The following is a 9020-nucleotide window of genomic DNA, read 5'->3' on the forward strand; positions in this document are numbered from 1 at the left end:
CATTAGAGTGCGGTGATCTTGCTAAAAAGGAGAGCTTTAAAACTACTCCAAACGAGCTTGCTTATGCGAATGAGGGGCTATTTTATTGCGATGGCTCTCTTTTAAATTTAAAAGAGGTAAAAGAGCTTTTTGATGCGAGCGTGGCCGTGAGAAGTGAGTCTCAAAGCTGCGTTGGTGAGGGCGTTTATAGAGAAAATTTAAATAAATTTAGATGGATCTTGCTAAAAGCTTCATTTGCTCCTGACATCTACGCCAAAGAGCTTGAAAAGCCAGAGGTCGCAGAAACCCAAAAAGACGCTCAAATGGAGTATTTTAGGTACTGGGCGAACGAGAGCTTGTTTAACTTTTTAAAATATAAAAAATTCAGCGAAGCTTATAAAAATGCTCAAACTCCGCTGGTTAAATTTTATGAAGGGCTTGGTCTTGACACCGCAAGTGCCGCATATTACGCAACTAGCGTGGTAAATGAGTTTTTAAGCTTTAGTGTCGGCAAAAATGTAAATAAAGCTAAAATTTTAACCACAGAGCAAAAGATGATGGCTCAAAAAATGAACTTTGACGAGCTTGCAAATTTACTCTACTCGAAAAATTTCACCACCGCAGAGCTGACCGAGCTGCTAAACATCGCACTTTTAAATGACAAGAGCAAAGATATGATAGCTGAGATCATCAGGCGTGGGGTGGATATAAATTTAGGCGACGAGACGCCGCTATTTTTTGCCCTAAAAAATATAGAAAACGTTAAACTTTTGCTAAAAAACAGAGCCGACGTAAATCACAAAAATTTCTTTGGTAAAAGCGCGCTTTTTTACGCTGTGCAGTTTGATGACAGGGCACTTTGCGAGCTTTTACTAAAGAGTGGGGCAAATGCGAACGAGAGCTACATAGATGAAAATACCAAGATGAATATGATAAATTTTGGCCAAGCGCAGGTTGAAGATACGTGCGGCCTAGAGCATACAAACAGAAGCGTTTTCATGCACGCAGCAGCTCACGCAACTCCTGAAATTTTAAAGCTTTTGATAGATAGTGGCGCTGATATAAATGCGACTGATGATGCTGGATTTAATGCGCTTGACTATGCCATGAAAGAACAAAACGAAAAGACGATCAAATTTTTAGAAAATTTGGGTTTAAAACCAAATTTCAATTAGGAAAAACCATGAAAAAGACAGCTTTTGTAACCGGTGCAACATCTGGCTTTGGCGAGGCGATCGCCAGAAGACTTTCAAAAGAGGGCTACAAGATAGTCGCTCTTGCAAGGCGCGAAGATAGGCTAAAAAAGCTTGCAAGCGAGCTTGGCGATACGCACATCATCGTAGCTGACATACGTGATAAAAAGGCTGTTTTTGACGCAGTTGATAGCTTGCCTGATAAATTTAAGGACATCGAAGTTCTTGTAAATAACGCTGGTATGGCGCTTGGACTTGAAAAGACGATAGATGCAAAGGTAGAGGACTTTGAGGCGATGATAGACACCAACGTCAAGGGTCTCATCTACTCGACAAAGGCGGTTTTGCCGCTACTTTATAAGCAAGAAAAGGGCTATATCTTTAACCTAGGCTCGACAGCTGGCTCATGGCCATATACTGGCAGCAACGTTTACGGTGCTACAAAGGCCTTTGTAAAGCAGTTTAGCTTAAATTTAAGAAACGATCTAGTTGGCACTAATATCAGGGTGACAAACATCGAGCCAGGGCTTTGCAAGACTGAATTTAGCGAGGTTAGATTTAGAGGAGATAAAGCGAAGGCGGATAGTCTTTATGAAAATACAAATTTCATCACGTCTGAGGATATCGCGACTATTTTGGTTAATTGTCTAAATATGCCTGGAAGTGTCAATATAAACAGGGTCGAAGTCATGGCAAATACGCAGACTTGGGCCGGGCTTGCGATAGAAAAATTTTAAGGAGTTCTTGTGAGACAAATTTTATTATTACTATTCTTTAGTGCCACGCTTTTTGGTGTTGATCCAGAAGTGGCAAAGAGAAACGCTGAAATTTACGGCGTATTCACGCTTATACCACCTGTTGTGGCAATAGCACTCGCTTTTATCACAAAAGACGTTATATTGTCGCTATTTATCGGTGTTTTTAGCGGAACGTTTCTCATAAATATCATCAATGAAAACGTCTTTATGGGCATCGTAAAAGGCTTTACAGGCATTGTTTCAAGGGTCGTTGACTCGATGGCTGACAAGACCGACTCAGGCATCTTGCTTCAAGTGCTTTGTATCGGCGGCGTGGTCGCACTTATCACAAAGATGGGCGGCACAAAGGCAGTTGCTCTTTGGCTTAGCAAAAAGGCAAAAACTGGCGTTTCAGCTCAAATTTCAACTTGGCTTATGGGTATCTTTGTATTTTTCGATGACTACGCAAATGCCCTTATCGTTGGCCCTATCATGAGACCAATAAGCGATAAATTTAAAATAAGCCGCGAAAAACTAGCCTTCATCATCGACGCTACCGCAGCTCCGATCGCTGGTATCGCTATTATCTCTACATGGGTCGGACTTGAAGTTTCGCTCATCGAAAAGGGCTATGAGCTAGTTGGCGAGACTGGTATCAACGCATATTCGGTATTTATAGAGACCATTCCATATAGATTTTACAACCTATTTATCTTGTTTTTCATCGTTTGTACTGCCTTGATGCAGCGTGAGTATGGTCCTATGCTAGCAGCTGAGAGACGCGCTAGAAAGGGCGAGCTTCACTCTGGCAAAACACAAATTCAAGACCTTGAGGACAAGACTCTTGAGCCAAAAGAGGGCGTAAAACTAAGCGCTTCAAATGCCGTAGTGCCACTTCTTGTGCTAGTTATTGGCGCATTTACTAGCTTTTATTTTAGCGGTCTTGCTGCGCTTGAGGGCGACGCTTTGAAAAATGCCCTCGCACATCCGCTTGCATTTTCAACATTTAAAGACACATTTGGCGAGGCAGACTCGGCTACATCGCTATTTCAAGCAGCACTGCTTGCTAGTATTGTAGCTATCACGATGGGTGTTTGGCGTAAAATTTTTGATGTAAAAGAGGCTATTAGCACATGGGTAAAAGGCTGGAAAACTATGATCATTACGGTGGTTATCTTGCTTCTTGCATGGAGCCTTAGTGCGGTCATAAAAGAGCTTGGCACATCAAGATATTTGGTTGATCTACTAAGTGACTCAACGCCTAAATTTATACTGCCTGTGGCTGTTTTCATCCTTGGCTCATTTATCAGCTTCTCAACAGGCACCAGCTACGGCACAATGGGCATTTTGATGCCTCTAGCTATTCCGCTAGCTTACGCTGTTGGCAAAAACTACGGCCTAGAGGGCGACGCTATGCACGCATATATGATCGTAAACATCTCAGGCGTGCTTACAGGTGCTATCTTTGGTGACCACTGCTCGCCGATCTCGGATACTACGATACTTTCATCAATGGGCGCAGGATGTAACCACATCGACCATGTCTCAACGCAGATGGTTTACGCACTTAGCGTTTGTGCGGTGAGCGTTTTTGTGGGCTACTTGCCGGTCGCATTTGGTCTTAGCGTTTGGCTAGCACTTCCGTGCGGATTTTTAGCGATTTGGGCGCTAGTTAGATTTGTCGGCAAAAAGGTGGAAGCGTAAATTTGGACTGCAATTATCTAAAAGAGTGCGGCTCTTGCACTCTTTTTACCCCTTATGATGAGCAAATTTTATTTAAAAGTGATCTTATAAAACAAAATTTTTCAGAGTTTTATGATGGCAAATTTGATCTTTTTAGCTCAAGCCCAAAGCACTACCGCACGAGGGCTGAGTTTGGCATTTGGCACGAGGGCAGCAAGCTTAGCTACACGATGCACGCAAGCGAGAAAGGCAAAAGGGTCTTTATAGATGAGTGTCCAAAGGTTTGCGAGCAAATTTCACATCTCATGCCAAGGCTACTTGAAAATTTACAAAATGATGAAATTTTGCGAACAAAGCTCTTTGGAGTGGAGTTTATCGCCTGTAAAAGTGGCACCTTAGTCACGCTTCTTTATCATAAAAAGCTTGATAGTGAGTTTGAAGCGGCCATGAAAATTCTAGCTAGCAAGCTTGATGTGATGATCTTAGCTAGATCTCGCGGCCAAAAGCTGCTAAGTGCGGAGCTAAATTTGATAGATGAGCTAAATGTTGGCGGGCAAATTTATAAATTTAGCCTAAGTGAGAATGCCTTTATCCAGCCAAATAAAGCGGTAAATGAGAAGATGATAGCTTGGGCAAAAGAGTGCGTGCAAGGTGGCGCTGACCTACTGGAGCTTTACTGCGGACATGGAAATTTTACTATCCCACTTTCGTTTAAATTTAAAAACGTCCTTGCCACTGAAATTTCAAAAAGCTCGATCGCAAATGCCCTTAAAAACTGTGAGCTAAATGGGGCAGAAAATATCAAATTTTTACGCATGGACGCTGATGAGCTAATGGGCGCATTTGCTGGTGTTATGGAGTTTAATAGGCTAAAAGATATAAAATTAAGCGACTTTAACTTCTCGCATGTCCTTGTCGATCCGCCACGCGCTGGACTTAGTGAAAGTGTCTTAAATTTCATCAAAAATTTCAAAAACATCATCTACATCTCGTGCAATCCAGAGACGCTAAAAGAAAATTTAAATGAGCTTACTAAAAGCCATAAAGTGATAAAATTTGCGCTCTTTGATCAGTTTGCCAACACTCATCACATCGAGTGTGGCGTGCTACTAGAGGCAAAAGATAAATTTTAAAAGGAAAGTTGAAAAATGGTTTCATTAAACAAAATAATCCAAGCAAAGATAACGATCGGTCACTTTGTAAATAAAACTCCGTTTGCGCTAAGTGCAAAACTTAGCAAAATTTTAGGCGCAAATGTCTATTTGAAAGAGGAAAATTTACAGCGAACCGGAGCTTACAAGATAAGAGGCGCTTACAATAAAATAGCTAGCCTAAGTGACGAGGAGCGAAAACGTGGCGTCGTGGCTGCAAGCGCTGGCAATCACGCTCAAGGCGTGGCGATAAGCGCAAAAGAATTTGGCGTGCATGCTTGCATCGTCATGCCAGAATCAACCCCACTTCTAAAGGTGGCTGGCACAAAGGATCTTGGCGCTGAAGTGATCTTAAAAGGTGATAACTTTGATGAGGCGTATGAATTTGCAGTAAATTACGCCAAAGAAAAAGATATGACCTTTGTTCATCCATTTAACGATGAGTACGTCATGGCAGGGCAGGGCACTGTTGGACTTGAGATGCTTGATGAGATAAGCGACCTTGATATGGTTGTAGTGCCAGTTGGCGGTGGTGGCTTAGCTAGCGGCGTGGCAAGCTGTATAAAACAAGTAAATCCAAAAACAAAGGTCGTTTGTGTCGGTGCAAAGGGCGCTCCAGCGATGTTTAACAGCTACGGCGCTAAAAAAAGCATAAACTCAAAGTCAGTCCGCACGATCGCAGACGGTATCGCTGTGCGTGATGCGAGCGAGATAACGCTTAAAAATATCGTTGAGTGCGTGGATGAGTTCGTGCAGGTCGATGACGAAGAGATCGCAACTGCGATTTTATTTTTGCTAGAGACGCAAAAGATCGTCGTAGAGGGAGCTGGCGCAGCTGGCGTGGCAGCGCTTATGCATGATAAGATCAAATTTAAAAAAGGTGCAAAGATAGGCGTGGTGCTAAGTGGTGGAAATATCGATGTTCAGGTGCTTTCTATCATCATCGAAAAGGGTCTTATCAAGTCTCACCGCAAGATGACCTTGCAAATCACGCTTGTGGATAAGCCAGGAGCGCTCATGAGCCTAACTGATAGTCTAAAATCAGCAAATGCAAACATAGTTAAGATCGACTACGACCGCTTTTCAACAAAGCTTGACTACGGCGATGCTAGCATCACGATCACGCTTGAGACAAAGGGTCTTGAGCATCAAGAAAAGATCAAAGATACGCTTAATAAAAACGGCTTTTCTTTCACTCAACTCTTCTAAATTCATAAGCTCGCTACCTTTTAAAGTAGCGAGCATTAGCTTTCATTAAATTTACAGGACTAAAATTTCGCAAATTTATTCAAGGATGAGATATGAAAAAGAGTTTATTAAGCCTTGCGTTGTTTTGCACTTTAGCTTTTTGTGCTGATGATGAGGTGATTAGCAAGCAAAACGATCAAGTATGGATAGGAGCTATGGGCGGATGCAAGCTTTATGTATTTTCACTAAAGACGACTGACGCGCCAGTAGATAAGCTAATAGCCAAAGATGAGGCGCAAAAAGAGCTTGTGGCAAATACTAAAAATTTACCAAACAAACACAACGTAATGTTTACAAAGTGCGAGGACTACACAGCGCTCATAGATAGCGGCTATGAAGATAGCTTGAAAATTTTAAAGTATGATCTGCAAACTTTTGGCAATATAAAGCCAGAGGATCTAACCTACGTCATCATCACGCACGCTCATCCTGATCACATAGGTGGGCTCATAGATGGCGGCAAAAAGACATTTAAAAACGCCAAACTTTTTATAGATGAAAAGGAGTGGGGCTACTGGATGAAGGGCAAAGATGAGAGGATAAAAGAAATTTTATCGCTTTATAAGGATGATAAGAGCTTTTTTGATCATAAAAAGCCGCTATTTAAAGGGGCACTAAAGATCATGGCTATCCCAGCTTACGGCCACACTCCAGGGCACAACATGATAAGCTTTGAGACAGATAACGACAAGATCATCTTTATAGCTGACCTTCTTCACGTCCTAGCAGTGCAAGAGGTCGAACCAAGCATATCTATCACTTATGATGTAGATCCAGCGCAAGCTGCCAAAACAAGAGAAAAGGTGCTTGATGGCTTGGAGGACGAGACTACTAAGATAGTAGGCGCTCACATGCCTTATAAGAGCCCTATCACCTTGCCAGAGTGATAAATTCCTTTTGTTTTACAAATTTAGGATAAAATGCGGGCTTTAAAGGAGAAAATATGAGCGAATACGCAAATTTGATATTAGCTATCTTGCTAGCTATTTTGGCATTTGCATTTTATAGGTCAAACAAGGCGCTAAAAAAGGCAAAAGATGATAGCGAAAATGTCTCAGTCAGCACTGAAATTTCGCAGCTTAAAAGCATCGGCGAACTATCTGTTTTTCAAGTTTATAGCAAAGAGATCGTCACAAAGACAGATCATGCGTTTGGAAATTTTGGCAAAGAGTACCTAAGGTGGTTGGTAAGCGAAAAGAAGCTTTCGATGATATTTGAGTTTGAGATAAATTTCATCTACGATCTAACCAGTCCAAAACTCGAGATCATGCAGATCGCAAACTCTAGCTATAAGATAAAAATGCCCCCATGTAAGTATAAATTCTCAATCGCCGATATGAAATTTTACGATGAAAAAAACGGCAAATTTATACCATTTTTGCTGCCTGACTCGCTAAATGGCTTTTTTGGTAGCACATTTACAGAAGAAGATAAAAATAGACTAATCGAAGAGGCAAGAAATGAAGTTAAAAAGATGAGCGTTCGCCTTATCTCGCAGCTTCAAAGCAAAATCCACAAATCAGCTCGCGATACGCTTGAGGCTATAGCTAAGAGCTTTGGTGCAAATAAGGTCGAGTTTATCTTTGACGATAGTGACGAGCAGATAAACGAGCAACTAAATTTAGAAAATATCGCGTAAAAATTAAATTTAAAGGAGAAAAAATGAGTGTAAATTCACAAGAGGTCACACAAACACCTGGTAACAACACAGTCTTTCAAACATGGGTCTTAAAAGGCGACAAAAAGGCATGTAAAGAGGGCTTTGCTAAGCTTTGTGCTTTGGTTGTAAATTTAAATAAAACTGCCAAAGTTAGATTTGGCGCAAATGAAAATGTAAATTGCGTCCTTGGCGTGGGTCATGATGCTTGGAAAAAGCTTGAAATTTCAAAAGAATTGCCAAAAGAGCTTGTAAATTTTAAAGCTATCAAAGGCGACAAGCACGAGGCTGTTAGCACAAAGGGCGATATACACATCCATATCCGTGCGCTAAATGCGGCTGACTGCTTTGACATGGCGCAAAATATCAAAGAAGTTTTGTTTAAATTTGCAGAGCTCACAGATGAGACTCAAGGCTTTAAGTACCACGACGGCAGGGCGATCATCGGCTTTGTCGATGGCACTGAAAACCCTGATGGCGAAGATAGAGATCTTTTTGCAAAAGTCGGCAAAGAGGATGCTAAATTTAAAGGCGGTAGCTACGTTTTTGTTCAAAAATACTTCCACAAAATGAAAGAGTGGAACGCCACAAGCGTAAGCGAGCAAGAAAAGGTTATAGGCCGCTCAAAAGAGTATGACATCGAGATGGACGAGAGCGTAAAACCTACAAATTCACACTCAGCTGCTGCAAATGTCGGCGACGATAAAAAGGTCGTGCGTGGCAATATGCCATTTACTGAAGGCAGCAAAACAGGCACTTACTTCATTGCTTATGCAAGCACATTTTCAACGGTTGAACTTATGCTTAAAAAGATGTTTATCGGCGAGCCAAAAGGCAACTCAGATAGGCTGCTTGACTTTAGTACGCCAGTGACCGGGGCTTTATATTTTGCTCCTACGCTTGATATGCTTGGCGATTACGAGGGATAAATTTAGCTTGGGGCGAAGCAAATTTGCCCCTTTAAATTTATAAGGATAAAGATGCCAGAGTGGTTTATCTACGCAGCTCTTTCGGCTGTTTTTGCTGCACTTACAGCGATCTTTGCAAAGCTAGGCGTAAAGGACATCGACAGCGATTTTGCGACATTTATAAGAACGATCGTTGTCATTTTGATGCTTGTTTTGCTTGGCTAAAAAATGGCAACCGCTAAGCTCTCTAAGCCCCAAAAACTGGTTTTTTCTAGTGCTAAGTGGCATGGCGACTGGGCTTTCATGGCTTATGTATTTTAAAGCGATGCAAGCAGGCAAGGTCTATCAGGTAGCGCTGGTTGATAAATTTAGCGTTGTGCTAGCTATCATTTTGGCTGTCATATTTCTTGGTGAGAGGCTAAATTTAAAAGAAATTTTAGCCGTTTGCCTTATCGTATCTGGCG

At 41.7% G+C, this 9020-nt stretch carries 8 protein-coding genes and 1 pseudogene; all 9 read left to right on the top strand.

Annotation, left to right across the window (positions count from 1 at the left end; genetic code table 11):
* Nucleotides 1–1154 (top strand): ankyrin repeat domain-containing protein (locus Q0296_RS05240; protein WP_298037514.1); only part of this gene is annotated, 1154 nt, incomplete at its 5' end.
* An 8-nt stretch (nt 1155–1162) separates the two neighbouring features.
* On the top strand, nt 1163–1909 hold the full coding sequence (locus Q0296_RS05245; RefSeq protein WP_298037518.1) for an SDR family NAD(P)-dependent oxidoreductase: 747 nt from the start codon (nt 1163–1165) through the stop codon (nt 1907–1909).
* Between the two features lie 9 nt (nt 1910–1918).
* Nucleotides 1919–3613 (top strand): Na+/H+ antiporter NhaC family protein, encoded by a 1695-nt coding sequence (locus tag Q0296_RS05250; RefSeq protein ID WP_298037522.1) that lies wholly within the window; start codon nt 1919–1921, stop codon nt 3611–3613.
* A 2-nt stretch (nt 3614–3615) separates the two neighbouring features.
* Entirely contained in the window at nt 3616–4725 is a 1110-nt protein-coding gene (gene trmA / locus Q0296_RS05255; protein WP_298037524.1) for a tRNA (uridine(54)-C5)-methyltransferase TrmA, read from the top strand.
* A gap of 15 nt (nt 4726–4740) precedes the next feature.
* Nucleotides 4741–5952, top strand: coding sequence for a threonine ammonia-lyase (ilvA, locus tag Q0296_RS05260; RefSeq protein ID WP_002942811.1), 1212 nt, complete (start codon nt 4741–4743; stop codon nt 5950–5952).
* Nucleotides 5953–6044: 92 nt separating this feature from the next.
* Nucleotides 6045–6878: an MBL fold metallo-hydrolase gene (locus tag Q0296_RS05265; RefSeq protein ID WP_298037528.1), complete on the top strand. Its 834-nt coding sequence runs from the start codon at nt 6045–6047 to the stop codon at nt 6876–6878.
* Nucleotides 6879–6934: 56 nt separating this feature from the next.
* Entirely contained in the window at nt 6935–7630 is a 696-nt protein-coding gene (locus Q0296_RS05270) for a DUF4230 domain-containing protein (RefSeq protein WP_298037530.1), read from the top strand.
* Nucleotides 7631–7653: 23 nt separating this feature from the next.
* The gene (locus Q0296_RS05275; RefSeq protein WP_021085056.1) at nt 7654–8577 is read left to right on the top strand and encodes a Dyp-type peroxidase; all 924 of its coding nucleotides are present in this window, start codon (nt 7654–7656) and stop codon (nt 8575–8577) included.
* A 51-nt stretch (nt 8578–8628) separates the two neighbouring features.
* A pseudogene (locus Q0296_RS05280) lies at nt 8629–9020 on the top strand (EamA family transporter); the annotation flags it as partial.

The sequence above is a fragment of the uncultured Campylobacter sp. genome (assembly GCF_937890585.1).
Classification (GTDB): domain Bacteria; phylum Campylobacterota; class Campylobacteria; order Campylobacterales; family Campylobacteraceae; genus Campylobacter_A.